The organism is Bacillus sp. JCM 19034, assembly GCF_001310635.1.
In the GTDB taxonomy this organism is placed as follows: domain Bacteria; phylum Bacillota; class Bacilli; order Bacillales; family Bacillaceae_D; genus Halalkalibacter.
In genome coordinates this window covers 21,772-42,457 of the sequence record NZ_BAXR01000026.1, presented here as the reverse complement: position 1 = coordinate 42,457, position 20,686 = coordinate 21,772, and the positions used below count along the sequence as shown (strand labels likewise).

Sequence of the window (20,686 nt, the reverse complement as noted above, 5' to 3'; positions counted from 1 at the left end):
TGTATATACCCAACAACGTTCAACTTTTCACCCTCCCGTTACGAAAATTAAAATTTATGTAACGCTTTTTAACGAATAGCGAGTATTATACGACCGTCTCAAATAAAAATACAATCCAAAATTTATTCGCCAAGGTAGTAAAAGAACACTCTTTCACGATACCCATTGTTTATCTCCACGAGCTTTGTCATTCTCGTTAGTTTGTTAGCTATTCCCGGTCATAACTATCCCTGCCATGTAAAATGTCATCTCGCCTAATTATCGTATAATTTTCACAACCCATGTATTAAAACATAATGCCTTGATGGTACAACCTTCATGAGTTATGAATTTCATACAGTCTTTTTTTATCATCTTCATCTATTAATTATGAAAAAACCTCGGATGAACTTATAACCATCCAAGGGCAATTTTAACATCAATAATATCCTGTAAATTATAATACAATATCTTGATAACCTACTTCTTCTACCATTTCATCCTCAATTTTTATTCCCATCCCATTGTCAATATCCCAAGAGACATCACAAAGTAAACCTAATCTTCTTTTTCCATTCTTTCTTACTCTTCTTACAATTAATTCAACTGGCTTCACTATTCTTTTTAAATCTGAGATAGAATCAATCTTTGGTGCATATTTATCTGCCTCTGATTCATTACCTAACATCTCTCTATACTCTTCATAGTTCTCAATATAGTAATCGTAAACTTGCTTTTCAGCCTCATGTATTATGTTTTTCATATCTTGATTAAAGTTAATAAATGCTTCTCTCTGCACATTTGAAAAATCTGCATTATCATGTGCATCAACACTTAAAATTATTTCTTTTTCCAAATCAAACATTTTAATAGTTGTTTTTCCTCTCCAAAAATTGTTTATATATTCAAGCTTTCCAAATAAATCATCATTAATCATAGCCATCCTAATTACTCTCCTAACTTAACTTTTATATTATATTCTCCAACTCCACCCAAATGTTTAAAAACGCTATTGATTTTACTTGGCACCAATTGTATTGTTTCCAAGTCATTAAGTTCATGCCAAGTATATTTATTATCTTCTCTCCAATCAGCTATATCTTCTGCTGTCCATTTTTGTTCTGGTGTACTCCACTTTTTAGCCAATTCTTCATCAGCAGTCGAAAAGTTTGATTTTCTATCATTTGTCATATTTTCTAATTTAATTTCACCTTTAGAAAATGGAGAAAAGTCTGGCATTCCGTTTTTATACTCAACTCCATCAACGCCAGCCTCATCAAGATATTTTTTATTTCACCAGTCTTATCGGAGATAAATAACGATTCTGCCCGTTTGTTACTCCATTCACCTTTATTAACTGGGGTAGTTTTTACCCTTTGTTCATAAGAACTATATTTTGGATTTACGTCAAAACCTCTTGTAAAGTCTATCTGCCTATTATTAACAGTACCCTTACCCCCAGAACCTAAACCACTCCCCGCACCATCAACCTTCCCGACACTACTCCTCATCCAATTCGTTAGACCACTCGTCGCATTTTCAAGGGTGTGTGCGTTCTCCGCTGGGATTCTCGCCGTTGTCCCCATTCCATCTAGGACTAATCCATTTTGCGGGATAGCATTCTTCATCGCTGTTAGACCTTTATCTCCTAACCTCGCCACATCATTAAGATCATCAGCTACCTTTACGACTGCATTTGCACCTTGTTCCTTTAGGAAACGTCCGGCACTATGTAGGCGGGCTTCCGCTTGCTTTCCGGCTGTTGCTACCATATCTTGAATCGTACGCATTTGCTGTTGAGCTGTACTCATATGTTGTTGGGTAGCTGAGGTGAGGCGGGTTGTTAGAGTGCTTCGCGTTCCAAGTTGAGCAAGGTCGCTCCCTACGTTAACTGCACGTGTCATCGTGCTAAATCGTTTCACCGCACTGACACCTGGAATAATATCAAGTGGAGCAAGGCCACCTCGCAGGAGGCGTTCCCCAGTATCTATTTCTCGTCCAGATATCAAATCCGTTCCGGAAACGGCATTTCTTAATTCTAAGGTACCATAAGCAACTCCTAATGCCAACCCTGCTGGTGGACAAAGAATGGTAGCCCAATAATCACTACAGTTGCCGTAATGCTCACCCAAAATTCTTTAGTGAGTTGCGTATCCTGAATTGATTTATACTCAAATGCGTTCATATTTACAGCTGCTATTTGGTAGTCTTCATATGTAATGTCTGCATCTTCAACTTGGCCCTGCCATAGCTCATACTCAAGCTTCATTTGTTCTGCATAGAACGTATCTCCAGTGAAAAGGTCTTCTAATCCAATTTCCTTCTTTTCAACGACCGTTTCATACTCATACCCTCTATAGCGTGTCGTTATTGTATCGGTCGCACCAATCCGGTTTTGCGTCGTATAACGAGAAATTGAAGCATCTCTCATTTTTTCAACAAACTGATCGATATCCTTATGAAATGGTTCATCAATCGTTTCATTGACAATTTTACCGACCTTTCCGGAAAATCGTTCTAATAAATGATAATCGTCATACAGCCCGTCGTATTTGTTCTCCTGATTTCGATGTGTAAATGAGATCACACCATCTCTGTCGTATTTTGATATATCAGAGGCTACGTTATCCATGACCTTTGACAAAGCTTTTAAGTCATCAATAGCCCCTTTGCCCCTTTTGCCTAAGCCGATTAGATCTCTTAGTCCACTTCTCATTTGCTCCCATTCTTCTTGTTTATATTTTACATCCATCATCAATCCCCCAACGCTGTTAAGATTTGTTCTGCGATTGCTTGGTCAGTTTCAGCCATTGTTACTAATACGTCCATAACGAGAGTTGACGCTCGCAAATAGTTATCGAAGAGATCATGAAACTTTTCATTAGCCTCTGGATAGACCTCCATCGCCTCCATCGCTTGACCCGATTGATAGAATCGAAGACGACCAAGCTCCTTAATTGCTGGAAGAGCCTCGCTTTCTAACTCCGCAATGATATCTAATAGATCCTTGAAGATGGCTGTGATCACATCTGGATCAACTGTAATACCAACTGACCTTCCTTGGGCGGTAAAATGAGTCATTTATTGAGCCTCCTTATACGGGAATTCGAGTGCATCAAATAATACTTTCATAAAATAATATTGACTTGCATAATAGTATGTTTTGGTTACAGTATCGACCATGATTAACTGATCTTGCTTAGTGAAAATAAGCCATTGTTGATAAAAATTTGGATTTGTTATATCACGTGGTTCTTCTTCGAGATGAAAGATTTCTAGATTCATAAATTGATCATTAGGCTCATATCGTTCAAGCTCAATCCGTTCTTCATCTGATACTCTTTCTTTTAGAAAAGTAATTTCGTTCTCATGTGGTTCTCTCAAAATTATGGGGAGCTTCTCTGATAGCATTTTTAATAGAAATGGTTTTGCCATCACCATTAGTTTATAAGCTAATTGTTCTTCTTCCTCGAGTAGGAACGTCACATCGTCATTTCGTTCTTCTTGAAAAGAAAACAGTGCATTATGAATACGGACAAACTTTTTACTATTGTAATAGGCTTGTAGTGTTTGAATCATAACAGCTCCGCTTTTTGTTAGCTTTCCTTCCTCTGTTAAGACTCCTTTCTCCTTTAAAGCATAATGGGCTTGTTCAAAGGGAGCCTCTCCTTTTAATTGGTAGATTTTTTTATCTGGTAAACCAAAAAGATCGTTACCACCAAATGCTGATGCCAATAAATAAAGTTCAGGAACGCTAAAGAGATCTGTATCAGTTTTGGTGCTCATCATAACCGCTTCACATCCTTAACAGAAGCATGATGGAGAAAATCACGTTTATAGCGATCAATATTATTTAATGCTTTCGTTTGTAACGAAGCTGCTTCTTTTAATTCCGCATGATATTGTTGAATGATATCTAAATAGCTCAGAAAACTATCACGTGCACTCCCCTTCCAATTCGCTGATTGAACAAAGGAATGGAGCTTTTCACATTTTGAATAGGCCCGATTAACCGAGCGCTCGAGGTTTCTCGCCTCTGTTTGTGCTGTTTGTAATGTACGATCTCTAATGATCATATCATTTGACATTGGTTTTCCCTCCTACTTTCGATCAACGTTTTTGATTAGCTGCTTCTTGTTCCTCTCTTATCGCTAGATTACGATAATATAAATATTGTTCATACGCTCGATTGATCGCAAAGACAAGGTCAGCACGTTTTCCTTTTTCTTCATTAATATACCGATTAAGTTCATCATTTAAGCGTCTTCGAGCCGGAGTGAAATCGTTCGATGGAATATTCGATTGCGATAAAAAAGGGACAGAGCTACGATAGCTTGAATACGAGGACTCTACTTCTCTCACTAAGCGATCATGCTCGTCTCTTGCATCCTGTAAGCGCCCATAGAGCTTCAAATAATCGTCTCGTTTTTTTTCTGTATCTGTTCTCAGCAAATTATTAAACCAATTGACCAATTTTAATCCTCCTTGAAAACACCATTCAATACATTCGGCGATTCTGTTTCCATTAGTAGACAGTTTTTCACAAGAATAGATTACCTTAAAGCCCTTTTTTTAACAAATCAATAGCAAATCGAATTCTTAACTTAAAAATAAGTAAAATATTACTTTTGACACTTTTTTTAGTATATTCATAACATTTCACAAACTATCTGATCACGACTTTTTAGTTGTATTTATAAAAAATTCCTTCATCTCAATAATCAGTTTTATTAATAAGGACAAAATGACCATTTTTTGTAAAAATAAAAAAGATGCCACAACAAATTAATTCGTGACATCATTCTCTGTTATCTCGATCCCTTAATATAAGGCTTTCCCGCTGCCTTCGGTGCTTCAGCACGCCCAACAAATCCTGCCAAAGCTAGGATTGTCAAAACATATGGTGCAATATGCAAAAATACGGTGGGCACATTAGCAAACAGTGGTATTTGCTGACCAGTAATGCTAAGTGCATGTGCAAGTCCGAAGAATAATGCCGCTCCTAGTACGCCTAGTGGATGCCATTTACCAAAAATCAATACAGCTAATGACATAAATCCTTGTCCGACAATCGTATTCGCTGAAAAATTCCCTGAAATTGTTACAGCGTACACTCCCCCGCCTAATCCGCCTAATGCCCCACTTAGCATGACGCCAATATATCGCATGCGATTCACATGAATCCCCATCGTATCGGCCGCCATCGGATGCTCTCCAACTGAACGCAATCGTAAACCAAAAGGAGTATGGTAAACAACATAAAGAACGAGAAATACGAGAGCGATCGCGATAATTGACGTCATGTACGTTCTAGAAAAGAACAGCGGGCCAATAATGGGAACATCACTTAGCCATGGAATATCGAAGCGGTACAACCGATTTTGAATGAAATCCGTTTGTCCTTTTTGATAGAAAAGTCGAACGAGAAATACACTTAAGCCAACAGCAAGAAAGTTCAAAGCTACGCCACTGACGACTTGATCAGCTCTAAAATGGATTGAAGCAACTGCATGAAACAAGGAGAAGACTGCACCGAATACGACGGCAATCAACAAGGCCAACCATGTCGACAAAACGCCTATTCCCATTTGCTCAAACGTCAAGGTCATCACAATCGCCGTAAAAGCACCGATCACCATTAAGCCCTCAAGCCCGATATTTACGACACCGGAGCGTTCACTAAATAAACCACCAAGTGCCGTTAGCATTAACGGAGCAGCTGCATAAATGGCTGCTGGGATAATAAGTGCTAATATTTGCATCATATCCAATTAAATCCCCTCCTTTTTTACACGGTTAATAATCCAATGAATGATGTAGCTAGAAGCAACAAAGAAAATGATGAGTGCTATGATAATATCAATTAGCTCAGCAGGAATTCCTGCCTGTGACTGCATCGTTAATGCCCCAATTTGTAATCCACCAAATAATAATGCTGACAACAATACACCAATGGCTGTATTAGCCCCTAATAAAGCAACAGCTATTCCATCAAAGCCTACACCTGTAAAGCCTGATAGAATATTCATATAACCATATGTGCCTAGTCCTTCCATTGCACCAGCAATTCCTGCAAAGCTTCCAGCAATCACCATCGACAAAGTCATATTTCTTTGAACGTTCATCCCTGCATAGCGTGACGCATGATGATTAAATCCAACCGCTCTTAGCTCGAAGCCTTTCGTCGTTCTCCATAAAATAAACCACATAAGTACACACATGAGAATCGCAACGATAATCCCATAATGCAAACGTGAATAATCAGTTAACTCCTTTAAAAAGGTCGATGCCAATGAAGCACTAGGAGCGATCGTGTCTGTTCGCTCGCCTGGGATGATTAAAAAGCTTCGTATTAAGTAATTCACTGTATAAAGTGCAATGTAATTCATCATGATCGTTACAATGACTTCATGGACGTGATAACGAGCTTTTAAAAAACCTGGTATGAATCCCCACAACGCCCCAGCCAATGCTCCAGCTAGTATAGCTAAAGGCAAATGAATAATCACAGGCAGTTCAAACGCTAGCCCGACATAAACAGATGCCAACCATCCAACAATAAGCTGGCCTTCCACTCCGATATTAAACAGTCCTGTTCGATAAGCAAAAGCAACAGATAACCCAGCTAAAATTAACGGTGTCATTGACCGAATTGTTTCACCGATATAATAAGAATCACTAAATATTCCACGTAATAATGCTAGGTAGCCATTGAGCGGATGATAGCCACTAATAGCCATTACGAGAGCTCCTATTACAAGACCTAATAAAACAGCCATGATTGGAACAGATAACGATAACATTCGTGAAGAGGATAGCAATCTAATCATAACTAACTACCTCCTCTTTCTTATTTCGACCACCAGCCATTAAAAATCCGAGCTCACGTTCATTCGTTTTTTTAGCGTCAACTATATCAACAATCTGCCTTCATACATAACAGCAATCCGATCACTCACATTTAATATTTCATCAAGCTCTAATGACATTAAAAGAACCGCTTTTCCTTTATCACGTTCGCTAATTAAACGGCGATGAATAGCTTCAATCGCTCCTACATCTAATCCTCGTGTAGGCTGAGCGGCTATTAGTAAATCAGGAGAACGATCGACCTCACGAGCAATGATCGCCTTCTGCTGATTTCCTCCTGATAACGCACGAGCCTGTGTATACTCACTTGGAGTTCTTACATCGTAATCCTTTATAAGTGCTCGTGCTTTTTGATAAATAACATCATAGTGCAGCACACCTTGCTTTGAGTATGGCTTTCGATAATACGTTTGTAAGACGATATTTTCTCCAATCGAAAAATCTAATACGAGTCCATGCTTATGTCGGTCCTCCGGAATATGACCAACGCCTATTCTGTAATTTTTCGTACAGGTAAATTTGTAATGTCTTGCTCATTTAACGTTATATAACCCGATTCAACCTTCCGCAATCCAGTAATCGCCTCTATAAATTCACTTTGACCGTTCCCCTCAACACCAGCTAGTCCAATAATTTCACCAGCATTTACTTCTAATGAAAGATTGTTAACAACCTTCAAACCACGCGTATTTTGTACTGTAATATTAGATACTGACAAAACGGTTCGCATTGGCTTTGCTGGCATTTTCTCAACAGAAAAGTTCACTTCACGGCCAACCATCATTGCTGCTAGTTCATTAGGAGTCGTGTTGTCTACATTAACTGTTCCGATTCCTTTTCCTCTACGAATGACCGTACATCGGTCACAAATTGCCATAATTTCTTTAAGTTTATGAGTAATGAGAATGATTGACTTTCCTTCTTTTACTAGCATCTTTAAAATGTCCATTAATTCATTGATTTCTTGTGGTGTTAAAACAGCAGTTGGTTCATCTAAAATTAAAATGTCTGTCCCACGATAGAGTGTCTTTAAAATTTCTACTCGCTGCTGCATCCCTACTGAAATCGTTTCAACCTTAGCATATGGATCAACCTTTAAACGATAACGATCTGAAAGCTCTTGCACATCCTTAGCTGCTTGTGCTAAGTTAATCCGCCCCGCTTTTTTTGGTTCGTGACCAAGTACAATATTTTCAGTAACAGTAAACGATTCAATTAGCATGAAATGTTGATGGACCATTCCTATCCCTAAACGATCAGCTACATTCGGGTCTGTTATTAAAACGCGTTCACCTTTTACACGAATTTCACCTTTCTCTGGCTGATACAAGCCAAATAGAACGTTCATTAACGTAGACTTTCCCGCACCGTTTTCCCCTAAAAGAGCATGAATTTCACCTTTTTTTTACTTGAAGTGTTATGTTATCATTCGCCACAATACCTGGAAATTCTTTACGAATCTCATTCATTTCAATCACATAATCATCCACGTAGTTGACCTCCTCTTCAAAGAAAAACGCGGAGCGTCTTTTCTTAAATGCGTTTTCAAGGGTTTGAAATTGGTTGAATGTGGGTGATCTTTCAACCAAACAGGGAACGAGTTTTTGCCAAGCTTACACTATTGATTCTTTTTGTAAGTCACTCCTACGCTGGACTTCTCGAGATTTTCCATCTCTAACGAGTGAAACCAGCTGAATCTGAATCAAATCTCCCTTGTTACGACTTAAAAAAACCGTCCGTCTAAACATTTGAGAACGGACGGCTGCTATCAATAGCTGAAGATAGTTTTTTTAAAGCGACTCTAAATACTCCTCATACTCGTCATCTGTTTCAGGAACGTTTATTTCACCCTCCAATATGTCCTCAATATATTCTTCAATTCCTTCTAAAGCTTCTTCAGACATATTGTCCGTTGTCGGTGCAATTCCAATCGCCTCATCATCTAACCCGTATTCAAGTACTTCTCCTCCAGGAAAGTCACCGTTCATCGCACGTTCAGAAACGAGATATACGGCACGGTCAACCCGTTTAACCATCGAAGTGAGTGTTACAGATTGATCCCCTTCATAAATTCCCTCTTCATGTTGGTCACGGTCAACCCCAATTACCCAAACGTTTTCTCCGTTTCTTACTCGGTTAATCGCTTCATTAAACACTCCGTACCCAGTTGCTCCAGCTGCGTGGTAAATAATGTCTGCCCCTTGGCTATACATCGTATTAGCTATTTGAGCACCAGCTGTATCATCATTAAAGCTCTCAGCATATTGCACAGATATCTCAGCATTAGGGTTCACAGCTTTCACACCAGCTTTAAAACCGTTTTCAAATTTTTTAATTAATTCACTTTCAACACCACCGACAAATCCGACACGATCTGTTTCTGATTGTAATCCAGCTGCCACACCTACTAGAAATGACCCTTCATGCTCCTTAAACGTCACGTTTACGACATTGCTTATCATATTGTCATCATCATCTGTTACAACTGAATCGACGATCGCTAACTGAGCGTCTTCATTTTGTTTTGCAACTGACGCTATCGCATCATTCATTAAGTAGCCGATTCCCCATGATAAGCTTGTCCCTTCGCGAACTAAATTTCGGATATTCGGTTCGAAATCAGCGATATCAGCTGATTGTACGTAGCGATAACCCGCCCCTTGCTCTAAACCATACTCTTCCCCAAACTCTTTTAGCCCTTCCCATGCGGATTGATTAAATGATTTATCATCAATACCTCCAACATCCGTTACCATCCCGACAGTGAAATCTGCTCCCTCTTGCTGTTGTTCACCTATATCGTCACCTGGTATTTCCTCTGCGGTTTCATCTCCTGCTGTTCCACAGCCTGCTATGATCAAGCAACTGAAAGCTGTCATACTAAGTATTCTCATCCATTTATTCATATGTTTAACCCCCTTGACAGTTCATCTCTTAGTTAGAATGTGAGCATAGAGGTAGGAATATACACGTTATTTATCAACGCTTGTGTCTTTTAAAGCAAAAGAAAGAGTGGAAAAGGAACGTGACCTTTTCCACTCTTATCTTAGAAAATATGAATAACTGGCTCCTCATTCGGATTGACAATTACGACGCTCTCAACATTACCTGAGATTGAAGTTACTTCTAGTGAAATCTTATAGCTATTATTGAAATGGTTCTGAATTTGGCTAGCGGCAAATTGGGTTAAAGCAACGATTTCGGCTTTTCCTTGGTATTGTATCGGAACTTCAATTGTTAACTCCTGAATTTGATTATCTAAATATCGTCCCGTACCAACAACACCGACATACGTATCAAAGAATCCTTGAATATCATCGCTAAAGCGTTGAAATTGGTCAGCTTCACTACGTACATCCGTGGAAACCTCTCGTGAAGGGAATAAATAATACATTTCATTAATTCGTTGCCAACGGTCAATACCACTATTAGGATCGGCTTTTGTCGTAGCAATAAACCTTCCTGGAATGGCCGAGTCTCTCGGTTCTTCTTGGAACAGAGCAAAAACAATTGGAATATCTTTAAACGCTCCATCCTCAAAGCTGTCTGAACGCAAACGTTCTAACACACGCTCAGCTAACTCTTGCCCTTCACGCTCTATAACATCATCGGGAATTTCCGTTTCATAAAAGTGGTAAAGCCCCTCATCCGTTTCAACTCGGAAATTGTAAACACTATTTAGCGATAAACCAATTACGATCCCACCTAAGTTAAATTGACCATTTGAATTACTAACTAAATAGTTATGCTCTAAAATATGCGATAACACACGTGGCTATTCTCCTCTTGTTCTTTTAAGTTATCTCCCCACCTAAAGCAGGATTTAATCCTGAAGGGTTATCGTCTTCATCATACCTCATTAGCCATGAATTTAACTGATTACGTTTAATAAATTGACCTTCTCGAAAGTAATAGTCATCTGGGTCGAAATAATCTTGTGCAATTCTCTGTAAGCCTAATTCAAGTTTATCTAAATCTAAACGGTTATACACAACTGCGTTCCCAAAACCTCGTGATTCACCGTGCAAATACGTACCATCATAAAGGACGCTTTGATAATAATTATCTGGTGTCACTAGCTGTGGAACAACTTCAACAACTTGCTCATCATGATGCTCATCTACCTCTTCAGGGATTTCCTCATCATCATTAGGGAATATGGAAAAACACCCCGACAATAAGCTAACTGCGATCCCTAATACAATTACATAATTTAACGTCTTACTCACCACCGCTCCCCCTCTCCTGTCTATTTATTGCAAATTCTCTAGCATTTTTGCTTCATCCCATATTTCAATTTGAAGTTGCTCTGCCTTCTTCCTTTTTGAACCAGCAGCTTCACCTGCTATAACAAGATCCGTTTTTTTACTGACGCTACCTGTTACTTTGCCCCCAAGAGCCTCAATTCTATCTTTTGCTTCCTCTCGTGTTAACTGCTCAAGCTTCCCTGTTAATACAACTGTTTTCCCGGCAAAAGGACTATTGCCCTCTTCCACATTTGTCACTTGCCGTTTGGGCCCATTGTAATTCGTATTAACGCCTAAGCGCTGTAATTCAGTAATTAACGCGAGCACCTCTGGCTTTTGGAAATAGCGGCGAATCGACGCTGCCATCTTCTCACCGATTTCATTCACTGCTACAAGCTCTTCCTCTTCTGCTTGAATTAATCGGTCAATTGATCCAAATTCTATCGCTAATGTTTTCGCTGCCTTTGCTCCAACAAAGCGAATTCCTAGACCGAATAATAGACGCTCTAATGAATTTGCTTTTGACTGTTCGATCGCTTGTAATAAATTATCAACTGACTTTTCCCCCATACGTTCTAGGGCCAATAAAGCATCACGCTCTAGCTTATACAGATCAGCAACATCACGAACAAGATCATGATCAAACAATTGAACAATGATACGCTCACCTAGACCATCAATATTCATCGCGTTCCTCGAGACAAAATGAATAAGACCTTCCTTAATTTGTGCAGGGCATTGTGGGTTAATACAACGGAGTGCCACTTCACCTTCTAAGCGGACAAGCTCACTTCCACAATCAGGACAATGAGTTGGCATTGAAAAATCTCTCTGTGTCCCATCTCGTCTTTCCGGAAGGACATTGACGACTTCTGGAATAATGTCACCCGCTTTTTTAATGACAACATAGTCCCCGAGCTTTAAATCTTTCTCACGAATTAAATCTTCATTGTGTAAGGAAGCACGTTTGACAGTTGTACCCGCAACTGTGACAGGAGTTAAAAGAGCTGTCGGAGTTACGACGCCTGTGCGACCGACACTAAGTTCAATATCTTCGAGCTTCGTGACGACCTCTTCCGCTGGAAATTTAAATGCCGTTGCCCAGCGAGGACTTTTCGCTGTGAAGCCTAGTTTCTCTTGTAAGTCTAATTGGTCGACTTTGATGACAATACCATCAATTTCATAAGGGAGCTCTGCTCGTTTTTCTACCCATTCCTCTGTATAACGAATAACCTCTTCAATTGTTTCACACCGTCTGCTCTCACGGTTGACACGAAAGCCAAGCTCACCTAAATAATCTAGACCCTCACTATGCGTAGAAAATATCTTTCCTTCGACTAAACCGATCGCGTACGTAAACATCGATAAGTTCCGTTTTGCTGCCAGCTTCGGATCAAGCTGCCGCAATGAACCTGCTGCTGCATTACGTGGGTTCGCAAACTTTTCTTCTCCTGCTTGCTCCTTCGCCTCATTTAGCTTCTCAAACGATGGTTTTGGCATATAAGCCTCCCCACGAACTTCAATCGTAATCGGCTCTCTCAAGCGTAATGGAATCGCAGGAATCGTTTTTAAATTTTCGGTAATATCCTCACCAATCGTTCCGTCTCCTCTTGTCGCTCCACGTACGAAACGACCTTGCTCATATTGTAACGAAACCGCTAACCCATCTATTTTTAATTCACACGTATAGCTGACAGAATCACCAACCAACTGTCGTACCCTTCGGTCAAAGTCGTACAAATCGTCGGCTGAAAAGGCATTACCTAAGCTCAACATTGGAATACGATGCTCCACCTTTTCAAAATACGGAAGCACTTCACCACCGACACGTACTGTCGGAGAATCATCTGTACGTAATTCAGGGAATTCAGCCTCAAGCTTAACAAGCTCTTGAAATAATTGGTCATATTCAGCATCAGAAACGAGTGGGCGATCAAGGACATAATAATGATATCCGTACTCTTCTACTAATGACCGCAGCTCTTCAACTCGTTTTTTTGCATCCTGTCGCTCCATGCTCTTCGTCCTCTCTATATTTTCGTTATCGGTGCAAACTTAGCAAATAATCGCTTCACACCAGTTGGGTTAGGAAAGGCAATATCAAGCTCGAGGGCATCCTTTTCCCCTTTAATACTGACCACCGTTCCAATGCCCCATTTTCGATGCTCAGCTTTATCTCCCACCTTCCAAGCAAACTGTTCTCCGCCAGTAGATGCAACGGAAGCTCTTGGTTTTGATTCAGAAATCCTTTTGCTTGGCTTCGCTGTACTCAGCCAGGCTGGCTCTTCTTTCATTTCATGAAGAGGTTCAAGGCAAAGCTCTGGAATTTCTTGAATAAAACGCGATGGAAGATTCGTGTTCGTCCGTCCGTATAATGTTCTGATTCGGGCATTTGTCAAATACAGCTGCTTTTCTGCTCGTGTAATCCCTACATATGCAAGTCTGCGCTCCTCTTCCATTTCATCCTCTTCAAATAATGAACGGCTATGAGGAAATACCCCTTCTTCCATTCCAATTAAAAAGACTAGTGGGAATTCTAATCCTTTAGCTGAATGCAACGTCATTAATGTAACTGCTTCCTTCGTTTTTCCATCCTCATCCTCATCTAGTTGATCAATATCAGCTACTAAGGCGAGATCCGTTAAAAAGTTTATTAGTGATTTATCATCATTACGCTTTTCAAATTCGTTTGTCACCGTTAAAAATTCATCGATATTTTCTAAACGGCTTTGGGCTTCAATGGTTTGTTCATTTTTTAACATGTCCCGATAGCCAGTACGCTCTAGCAATTCCTCAACAAGCTCTGTTACGGACAGATATTCTTGCATTTGGACCCAGTGCCCCACTTGCTCAGCAAAATCCTTTAGTTTATTAGTAGTACGTGCAGGTAATCCAATCTGCTCCACTTCCTGTAATGCAGCAAATAAGGACAGACCTTGATTAACTGCATAATCAGCTACTTTATCAACAGTAGTCGCTCCTATCCCACGCTTCGGAACATTAATAATACGTTGTAGGCTAATATCATCATCAGGATTAGCAATTAAGCGTAAATAAGCTAAGACGTCTTTAATCTCTTTTCGGTCGTAGAATTTCGTTCCCCCAACCATCGAGTACTCGATATTCGACTTCACGAAATATTCCTCAATCACACGTGATTGGGCATTCGTTCTGTATAAGATCGCAATATCAGACTCCTTAATGCCTTTTTCCGTGATCGCCTCTCGAATCGTTTTCACGACAAATTCTGCTTCAGACTGCTCAGAATCAGCTGAAAAATAACCAATCTTATGACCCGCTTCATTATCTGTCCATAGCTTCTTAGGCTTTCGATTTCGATTGTTTTCAATGACGTGGTTGGCTGCTTGTAAAATCGTTTTACTAGAACGATAATTTTGCTCTAGCAAAATGACCGTTGCATCGGGATAATCCTCCTCAAAAGAAAGGATATTAGCTATGTCTGCCCCACGCCAGCGATAGATCGATTGATCCGAATCCCCAACAACACAGATGTTTTATAGCGATCAGCGAGTAGGTTTACTAATACATATTGTGCACGGTTCGTGTCCTGATACTCATCGACATGAATATATTGAAATTTCCGTTGATAAAATTCAAGTACTTCTGGTACAACCTTAAAAAGCTCAATGGTTTTCATGATTAAGTCATCAAAATCAAGTGCATGATTTTTTTGTAATTGCTTTTGATAATCAATATAAACATCAGCAGCCGTTTGTTCAAAGGGGCCCTTCGCAACAGCTGCGTACTGATCCGGCTTCTTCAACTCATTTTTGGCACTACTAATCATCCCAAGAATGCTTCTGGCGTCAAATTTCTTCGGATCGATGTTTTGCTTTTTTTAAAATTTGCTTTATAACTGACAGTTGATCTGTTGAATCCAAAATCGTAAAATTACGATTATATCCAATGCGATCGATATCACGTCGCAATATACGGACACACATTGAATGGAACGTCGACATCCATATGTCTTCAGCAATTGGACCTACTAATCCAGCGACACGCTCTTTCATTTCTCGTGCTGCTTTATTTGTAAATGTAATCGCTAAAACACTCCAAGGAGCAACGGCCTTCTCCCGTATCAAATAGGCAATCCGGTGCGTTAACACACGGGTCTTCCCACTTCCAGCCCCAGCCATTAAAAGCAAAGGACCTTCAGTGTGGGTGACAGCTTGTCTTTGTTCCGGGTTTAAACCAGCGAGCATTTTTTCAATTATGTTTGCTTGCATTTTCCCACCACCAAACAAATGTTCTTATTTTCTAGTTTACCTTGTTCTCTATATCTAATCAATCATTGTTTTACGGCTTTTACGGTTTTTAATGCTGTATTTAAATCGTCATAAATAAGATTCCCGATAACGACAACATCAGCAGCACTTGACATCTCCTCTGCCTGCTCAACCGAGCGAATCCCACCGCCATAAAAGAGCTTCGTCTTATTCAGTACACGTGCAACTTCTCGAACAAGTTCAATATCACCATAAACACCACTATATTCAATATAAAATATCGGCATATGGTAAAGGTTCTCTGCTAATCGCGCATACGCAACAACGTCTTCTGTTGCTAAAGGTGCTTTTGCTTCCGTTAGCTGACCTACTTTTGAATCCTTATTCAAAACACAATATCCTTCAACGACAACCTCATCCCAATTCATAATTGCCCCATATTCCTTAACGGCTTTATGGTGATAGCCTGTGATCCACTTAACATGTGGACTATTTAATACCGATGGAATGAAAAAGTAATCAAAGCCAGGCGTAATGGCTTCTAAATTTGAAACTTCTAGTGCACAAGAAATCGGATATCGTCGTACACGTGCTAATAAGTGTAACGTATTATCTAACGTTACACCATCACTGCCACCAATCATGATTCCATCTGTCCCTGATTCACATACCTTCTCTAACGCCTCATCTGTTATTTCCTTGTTCGGATCGAGCTTAAACACATGACGCCACTCTTGATATTCAAGCACAACATTCAACTCCGTTTCTTCTACATCTAAGCCTTAATTATAACAAAGAAGTAGACCATTGTCGTTAGAAAAACGTACACGTTTCTATTAAGCATCGTAGTGGTACTTCTTTAACTAACCCTCACTCTCATCCTGGTGCCACACACCTGAATGGGCTTTCTCATACGGGAAATCTTTAAAAAAGAAGGATAAAGTCTTAGTTTTGATAACATACTTCATATTCGCTTTTCATTATCCAACTGTTACAAGCTCGTCCTTTTTCATCATATATTTCTTTTCCAACCTCTAACTCCATACTTCTATCAGAATCGGGATATTCTGGCCCTTCGTCATTTCTTATGTAGATAGTATTATGATTTTTCCATTCTAAAGAAAAATTACTTTTCCCATCACTATAATAGATCGTTTTGGCCTCATTATTTTCATTATTCATAATTTCTATCCATATGTGTGCCCCACCAGTTGCACCGCCCCAATGCTTGTAATAGGAGTTAGCCGTATATTGTCCATCGGGAGAGTCAATAGGTTCGTTGTAATAGGTTCCCTCACCAAGATGATCAAACGTAAAGAAGTATCTTTTATACCCAATAACCAATAGTAGGACAATTGAAATTAGTATTAGGACTTTATATCTTTTCTTCAAAAAATCACCCTCTCACTATCAGACACCATTTTTGAAACTTATGATAAGAATAATGATACTCTTAATTTTACTTTGCTTCCACTTATTTAAAATGGAAAAGATACCACCTATAATCAAGATAACAATCACACATACTTTTATTATACTAGTAGTTATAAGACCTAAATTGGTTAGGAAACCACCTATCATAACTAAGCCACCTGTTAACATAAACCGTCGTGACAGAAGATCACTCTTTCCTTCTTTTATATCATTTGAATCCATCTTTACATATTCTCTAATAACCATAATGCTTGGTACTCCCCACATAATTATGAAAACCATTAGTGAATCAGGATCCATAATCAACCCTCCCTTGTACTATGCCTTTCAACATGTCAATGTCAATAACATTTTAAATGATCAAATATCAGCTAATTCTATCCAATTGTAAGACATATATATAACATTTTCACGTACAATCCTAGATAAAAAGAAGAAGCCAACAAGGCTTAGTTTCACCTTACTGGCTTCCTTATTCTCATTTTTATAACTCATCAAATCCATTATCACTTGATACTTTTGCATATTGTCGTGACTTTTGTTCAAAGAAATCACTCTTAGCCATATTCACGTCTTCATATGCTTTTATCCAACGCATCGTGTTTGTACGGTGCTCCGGATAAATATGGTCATATCCTAATTGCTTTACACGTTTATTTGCAATGAATTTCAAATAAGATACCATCTCTTCTGGATCAATTCCTTCAAGACGATCACCAATAATGTAACGGAACCAACTGATCTCAAGCTCTGTTGCCTTTTTGAAAGCATCTTCAACAAATTGCTTCATTTCATCCGTATCAAGCTCAGGATTTTCCTTAAGCAGCTCTTTATAGATATTTGTAAATAAGTGAACGTGAAGCTGCTCATCGCGGTTAATATAATTGATCATCGTTGACGTTGAGACCATTTTTTGATGACGTGCTAAATTGTAGAAGAAGGCAAAGCCTGAGTAGAAATTAAGACCTTCTAATATGACGTCATAAACGATCGATTTCGCCAATGATTCGGCTGTCGGATTATTGACAAACTCTTCATAGCCTTCTACGATAAATTCATTTCGCTCTCTTAATACTTCATCCTTCTTCCAATATTCGTAGATCTCATCTTGTACGGCCTTTGGCACGAGACTTGATAAGACATAAGAGTAGCTTTGATTATGCACCACTTCTTGGAATGATAAGACACTCATTAATGCAGCCATACTGGAATCCGTTAAATAATCTGCTACGCGTAACGTATAGTCAGTTTGAATACTATCCAAAAACGCAAGCAAGCCAATTATTTTCTTGAATGCCTCTTGTTCATCATCTGTTAAGGTTGGGAACTGCTTCGCATCATGCGTCATATTGATCTCAAAAGGCGTCCAAAAGTTTGCTAGCATATTTTTATATAATGGATACGCCCATGAGAAACGGACATCGTCCCAGTTTAATACATTTGAACTTTCACCATTGATAATCCCTGTTGATGCATTTGGGGCATGAATATCATATAATTTCCGCTGCTTCATTGTTTCATTAGCCATTTTGCTCTCTCCTCTCTTTAGCTAGAACAACTCTCACAATCTTCAACCGTTGAAGAAGTTGAACGAACATAATAGGTTGTCTTTAACCCTTCCTGCCATGCAAGCAAATGCAATTCAAGTAACTCTTTCGCTCGGACGTTGTTCGGTACGTAAATATTAAAGGAAATTCCTTGGTCAACGTGACGCTGTCTTCGACCGTTTTGACGGATACTCCATTTTTGATCAATTAAATGTGCTGCTTTATAAAGCCATGTTGTTTCTGAATTTAATTCTGGTGCGACAACTGGAATACGGTAATTTTTCTTTTCTTCCATATAAAGCTTTGAGAAAATCGGGTCAATCGATGCTGTCGAGCCCGCAATAAGAGCTGTTGTCGCATTCGGTGCTACAGCTAACAAATAACCGTTACGAATGCCGTGCTCTTTCACTTCTGCCTTTAACGTGTGCCAATCGTCTGTACCATAGTCACGCTTTTCGAAATAAGCACCTGTATCCCAATCAGACCCTTTAAATTTCGGATACGCACCCTTTTCTTTCGCTAATGCGACACTTGCCTTAATTGCGGCATAATTTATCTTTTCATACACACGTTCAACTTCTTGAACAGCTTCCTCTGATTCCCACTTAATACCATTACGTGCTAAATGATGGTGCCAGCCATATGTGCCTCCGCCAATTGCTCGGTACGTTTTATTCGTTAATTCTGCTTGCTTCACATCAAGCTTATTAATATCAATGACATTATCAAGCATACGAATTTGAATCGTAATAACACGATCTAACACATTATCTTTCAATACGTTGGCAATCGATAATGAACTTAAGTTACAAACGACATAGTCTCCTGGCTTTTTCGTAATTTGAATCGTACCATCTTCAAGAGTTTCTTCTGTCACAACAGTTGAACTCATGTTTTGCATAATTTCCGTACATAAATTCGATCCGTATATCATACCATTATGAGAGTTAGGATTTAAACGGTTGGCTGTATCACGATAGAACATATAAGGTGTTCCTGTTTCAAGCTGTGAGATCATAATGCGTTTCATAATTTCAATTGCAGGAACCTCTTCTCTTGATAAAGAGGGATGATTAACACATTGTGTATAACGCTCACGGAACGAACCTGCACCCTTTTCTTCATCATAATGATCCTCTAAGGAGAAACCCATTACTTCTCTAACTTCATGTGGGTCAAATAAATACCAGCTTTCACGGTTATCAACGGCCTCCATGAATACATCCGGTACGGATACAGCTGTAAATAAATCGTGTGTTCGTTGACGCTCATCACCATTATTTAATTTCGCATCTAGAAAAGAAAAAATATCTTTATGCCATACATCTAAATAAACAGCAATCGCTCCTTGTCGTTGACCTAACTGATCCACACTTACTGCCACGTTGTTCAGTTGCTTCATCCATGGGATAACTCCTGAGGATACACCTTTAAATCCACGAATGCTTGATCCTTTTGCACGGATCTTACCAAGGTAAACACCAAGCCACCGCCGTTCTTACTAACAGTCGCAGCATCTGTACAACTATCAAAGATCGAACGTAAGTCATCCTCTACTGTATCAATAAAACAGCTCGAAAGCTGACCACCTTTTTTCCCTGCGTTTGCAAGTGTAGGAGTTGCAACGGTCATATAGAGATGTGACAATGCCCAATAGCTTTCCTTCACAAGTTCAACTCGCTTTTCCACAGGCTCATGAACCATTAACATCATAGAGATAACCATCCATCTCTCTTGTGGAAGCTCTAATAATGTACCATCAAAATGGCGAGCTAAATATCGGTCAGCTAACGTTTTAATCCCGATATACGTAAATCGCTCGTCCTCATTCGGTTGCATCGCTTCTTCTAAAAGCTGCAGCTCGTCATTCGAATAAGCTTTTAAGCGTTCATCGTAAATTCCTTGCTCAATTAATTCTTGTATTAGTGCAGGAAATTGAGTATATTCTTTGTCTATTTTCCTTGATTGCTGTACTTGTTCATATAATCCTTTTAAGTAACATCTTGCTGCTACATATGTCCATTCTGGTTGATCCATGTCCAGCTCGTTCAATGCACTTAGTGCACGTGTATCCCACGTATCGGTATCCTTCCACTTTTGAACCCATTTTTCAATGTTCAACTGTGAGAATTCAGCTTCTAATGCTTCCTCAATTGATTTCTTATCAAGTGTTTGATTCATTACACGACACTCTCCCTTTAATGACACGATATAAATTAAGAAAAACGCGGTGCGCCTTTTCTTAAAAGGGAACAAAACAACATTGCGGGTGCAAAAGAGCCCTTTCTTCTATTTGAGAAAGGGCGCGAAACGGCATATGTATTCATAAGATCATCGATAGTATGTATAAACTGCCGTC

The 20,686-nt window shown here is 39.3% G+C and carries 19 protein-coding genes and 3 pseudogenes; all 22 read right to left on the bottom strand.

All coding sequences use genetic code 11. From position 1 onward, the window contains the following. Positions 1-436 precede the first annotated feature (436 nt). A complete protein-coding gene (locus tag JCM19034_RS19110) occupies positions 437-922 on the bottom strand; it encodes a hypothetical protein (protein ID WP_062052310.1) in 486 nt (161 codons plus the stop codon). Positions 923-927: 5 nt separating this feature from the next. Beyond that, entirely contained in the window at positions 928-1,218 is a 291-nt protein-coding gene (locus JCM19034_RS23655; RefSeq protein WP_051988961.1) for an HNH endonuclease, read from the bottom strand. Further along, entirely contained in the window at positions 1,176-2,048 is an 873-nt protein-coding gene (locus JCM19034_RS23650) for a hypothetical protein (protein ID WP_062052308.1), read from the bottom strand. The genes JCM19034_RS23655 and JCM19034_RS23650 overlap by 43 nt, the downstream gene beginning before the upstream one ends. Next, complete coding sequence (locus JCM19034_RS19095) at positions 2,039-2,731, bottom strand: hypothetical protein (protein WP_062052306.1); 693 nt, start codon at positions 2,729-2,731, stop codon at positions 2,039-2,041. Before JCM19034_RS19095 ends, JCM19034_RS23650 begins: the two co-directional genes overlap by 10 nt. A 2-nt stretch (positions 2,732-2,733) precedes the next feature. Further along, positions 2,734-3,060: a hypothetical protein gene (locus JCM19034_RS19090; RefSeq protein ID WP_062052304.1), complete on the bottom strand. Its 327-nt coding sequence runs from the start codon at positions 3,058-3,060 to the stop codon at positions 2,734-2,736. Further along, positions 3,061-3,768: a DUF5081 family protein gene (locus JCM19034_RS19085; protein WP_062052302.1), complete on the bottom strand. Its 708-nt coding sequence runs from the start codon at positions 3,766-3,768 to the stop codon at positions 3,061-3,063. Further along, positions 3,765-4,067 carry a hypothetical protein gene (locus JCM19034_RS19080; protein WP_062052300.1) on the bottom strand — a complete coding sequence of 101 codons (303 nt, stop codon included), beginning with the start codon at positions 4,065-4,067 and terminating at the stop codon, positions 3,765-3,767. The genes JCM19034_RS19085 and JCM19034_RS19080 overlap by 4 nt, the downstream gene beginning before the upstream one ends. A gap of 22 nt (positions 4,068-4,089) precedes the next feature. Continuing rightward, positions 4,090-4,452, bottom strand: coding sequence for a hypothetical protein (locus tag JCM19034_RS19075; RefSeq protein ID WP_062052298.1), 363 nt, complete (start codon positions 4,450-4,452; stop codon positions 4,090-4,092). A gap of 335 nt (positions 4,453-4,787) precedes the next feature. Beyond that, positions 4,788-5,741, bottom strand: a complete 954-nt coding sequence (locus JCM19034_RS19070) for an ABC transporter permease (RefSeq protein WP_370622246.1) — start codon at positions 5,739-5,741, stop codon at positions 4,788-4,790. A 9-nt stretch (positions 5,742-5,750) separates the two neighbouring features. After that, positions 5,751-6,809, bottom strand: a complete 1,059-nt coding sequence (locus JCM19034_RS19065; protein ID WP_062052294.1) for an ABC transporter permease — start codon at positions 6,807-6,809, stop codon at positions 5,751-5,753. Beyond that, positions 6,802-8,318, bottom strand: a pseudogene (locus JCM19034_RS19060) (ABC transporter ATP-binding protein). Before JCM19034_RS19060 ends, JCM19034_RS19065 begins: the two are co-directional and overlap by 8 nt. Before the next feature lie 321 nt (positions 8,319-8,639). After that, positions 8,640-9,755, bottom strand: coding sequence for a BMP family protein (locus JCM19034_RS19055; RefSeq protein WP_062052285.1), 1,116 nt, complete (start codon positions 9,753-9,755; stop codon positions 8,640-8,642). A gap of 140 nt (positions 9,756-9,895) precedes the next feature. Further along, positions 9,896-10,618, bottom strand: coding sequence for a CamS family sex pheromone protein (locus tag JCM19034_RS19050; protein WP_269431734.1), 723 nt, complete (start codon positions 10,616-10,618; stop codon positions 9,896-9,898). A 25-nt stretch (positions 10,619-10,643) separates the two neighbouring features. Then, positions 10,644-11,078 carry a CamS family sex pheromone protein gene (locus tag JCM19034_RS24330; protein ID WP_269431733.1) on the bottom strand — a complete coding sequence of 145 codons (435 nt, stop codon included), beginning with the start codon at positions 11,076-11,078 and terminating at the stop codon, positions 10,644-10,646. Between the two features lie 24 nt (positions 11,079-11,102). Further along, positions 11,103-13,112: an NAD-dependent DNA ligase LigA gene (gene ligA / locus JCM19034_RS19045; RefSeq protein WP_062052283.1), complete on the bottom strand. Its 2,010-nt coding sequence runs from the start codon at positions 13,110-13,112 to the stop codon at positions 11,103-11,105. A gap of 14 nt (positions 13,113-13,126) precedes the next feature. Further along, positions 13,127-14,503 carry a 3'-5' exonuclease gene (locus JCM19034_RS25385; RefSeq protein WP_370622245.1) on the bottom strand — a complete coding sequence of 459 codons (1,377 nt, stop codon included), beginning with the start codon at positions 14,501-14,503 and terminating at the stop codon, positions 13,127-13,129. A 75-nt stretch (positions 14,504-14,578) separates the two neighbouring features. Next, positions 14,579-15,256 (bottom strand): annotated as a pseudogene (locus tag JCM19034_RS25380) (UvrD-helicase domain-containing protein); the annotation flags it as partial. Between the two features lie 152 nt (positions 15,257-15,408). Continuing rightward, on the bottom strand, positions 15,409-16,095 hold the full coding sequence (locus JCM19034_RS19035; protein ID WP_062052312.1) for a heptaprenylglyceryl phosphate synthase: 687 nt from the start codon (positions 16,093-16,095) through the stop codon (positions 15,409-15,411). A gap of 196 nt (positions 16,096-16,291) precedes the next feature. Then, the gene (locus tag JCM19034_RS19030; RefSeq protein WP_062052281.1) at positions 16,292-16,738 is read right to left on the bottom strand and encodes a DUF5412 family protein; all 447 of its coding nucleotides are present in this window, start codon (positions 16,736-16,738) and stop codon (positions 16,292-16,294) included. A gap of 18 nt (positions 16,739-16,756) precedes the next feature. Continuing rightward, positions 16,757-17,080, bottom strand: coding sequence for a hypothetical protein (locus JCM19034_RS19025; protein WP_062052279.1), 324 nt, complete (start codon positions 17,078-17,080; stop codon positions 16,757-16,759). Positions 17,081-17,264: 184 nt separating this feature from the next. After that, on the bottom strand, positions 17,265-18,308 hold the full coding sequence (locus JCM19034_RS19020; RefSeq protein WP_062052277.1) for a ribonucleotide-diphosphate reductase subunit beta: 1,044 nt from the start codon (positions 18,306-18,308) through the stop codon (positions 17,265-17,267). 17 nt (positions 18,309-18,325) lie between these two features. Further along, positions 18,326-20,508, bottom strand: a pseudogene (locus tag JCM19034_RS19015) (ribonucleoside-diphosphate reductase subunit alpha). Positions 20,509-20,686 lie beyond the last annotated feature (178 nt).